This is a genomic window from Moorena sp. SIO2C4 (assembly GCF_010672485.1).
Taxonomy (GTDB): domain Bacteria; phylum Cyanobacteriota; class Cyanobacteriia; order Cyanobacteriales; family Coleofasciculaceae; genus Moorena; species Moorena producens.
Genome location: NZ_JAAHGN010001411.1, coordinates 1 through 1,512, shown reverse-complemented (window position 1 = coordinate 1,512; position 1,512 = coordinate 1). Strand labels below are relative to the sequence as shown.

Annotated in this window: 1 protein-coding gene and 1 pseudogene; one reads left to right on the top strand and one right to left on the bottom strand. The window is 47.0% G+C overall.

The window, feature by feature from the left end:
- Positions 1 to 1,160, top strand: a 1,160-nt coding sequence (cobJ, locus tag F6K20_RS38085) for a precorrin-3B C(17)-methyltransferase (protein WP_287298361.1), incomplete at its 5' end; no start/stop codon positions are given.
- Between the two features lie 146 nt (positions 1,161 to 1,306).
- Here the strand turns inward: cobJ and F6K20_RS38080 are convergent.
- Positions 1,307 to 1,512 (bottom strand): annotated as a pseudogene (locus F6K20_RS38080) (hypothetical protein); the annotation flags it as partial.

Sequence of the window (1,512 nt, the reverse complement as noted above, 5' to 3'; positions counted from 1 at the left end):
AAAATGCGATCGCAGGAATTGCTACTATTGACCGCAAAGCCGATGAAGTCGGCATAGTCCAATTGTGCCAAGAGCGCCATTGGCCTTTACGCACTTTCCCAGCTGACGTACTCCGTTCCGTAACCGTACCCAACCCATCGGATGTGGTGGCGGCAGAAGTTGGTACTCCCAGCGTTGCCGAAGCAGCAGCTCTCTGTGGCGCTAGAGGGTTGAAGGTTAGCAAGTTGTTCGCGAAGCGTGGCCTTTTGGCCAAGGTTAGCAAGTTGAAGGTTGAAGGTTCTAACCTACAAGCGACTAACTTACAAGCGACTAACCTTCAACCCTTATTAGTTCCCAAACAAATAGTCAAATCAGCTAATCAACCAGGAGCAGTAACTGTAGCGATTGCTCAATCCCCAGTAGAATACACTGGACGTATGGGGAAACTGTTGCTAGTGGGTATCGGTCCGGGAAATCTTGACCAAATAACCCCAGCCGCTAAAACGGCTATATCCAGCGCTGATGCTGTGATTGGTTACTCCCTCTATATCAATTTAATTTCAACCTTGCGACGTCCAGGACAAATTATCGAAGCCTTACCAATTACCCAAGAAACCCAACGAGCAAAACGGGCTATTGAACTGGCTGAGTGGGGATTAACGGTAGCAGTGGTTTCCTCTGGTGACTGCGGTATCTATGGTATGGCGGGGTTAGTCCTAGAAGAATTGCGCTCTAGGGGCTGGGATGGTAAGACACCCCAGGTGCAAGTATTTCCTGGTATTACAGCGTTACAAGCTGCTGCCTCTCGTGTGGGAGCACCCCTGATGCATGATTTTTGTGCCATTAGTTTGAGTGACCTATTGACCCCTTGGCCAGTAATCGAAAAGCGTCTAGAAGCCTCAGCCGCAGCAGATTTTGTGACTGCGTTGTACAATCCGCGATCGCGTAATCGTACTGAGCAGATTGCGATCGCACAACGGATTTTTCTCAAGCATCGTAAGCCTGATACCCCTGTAGCCATTGTGGTTTCAGCCTATCGAGACGATGAAAACATCACTCTCACAACTCTTGACAAAATGCTGGAAATACCCATTGATATGCTAACTATGGTGCTAATTGGTAATCAAAGCACTGATATTCATCAGGATTGGATGATTACACCAAGGGGATATCAGATTTAAGGTTTAATGTTGAAGGTTTAAGGTTTAATGTTGAAGGTTTAAGGTTTAATGTTGAAGGTTGTTGGCTTTCGCGCAGCGTCGGCAAAGCCTAAAGCGTGGCCTTTTGGCCAAGGTTATTGGCTTGAAACCAGATTCAACAAGTTCAATCAGAGAAACAACTCAAACACCTGACGACAGAAATGTTTTAGCTTTTCCCCCACTTCAGCTGATGGCTGGGAAGACAATGCTTTACACACCGAGCTACGGGGAAAACGCTGAATAACTGCTATCGCCAGGGAGACTACTACTAGTCCCAAGTAGCCAATCCAACCAAAATTCAGACTCTCTGGAAAAAAAAGTGCTACTGGCTCGA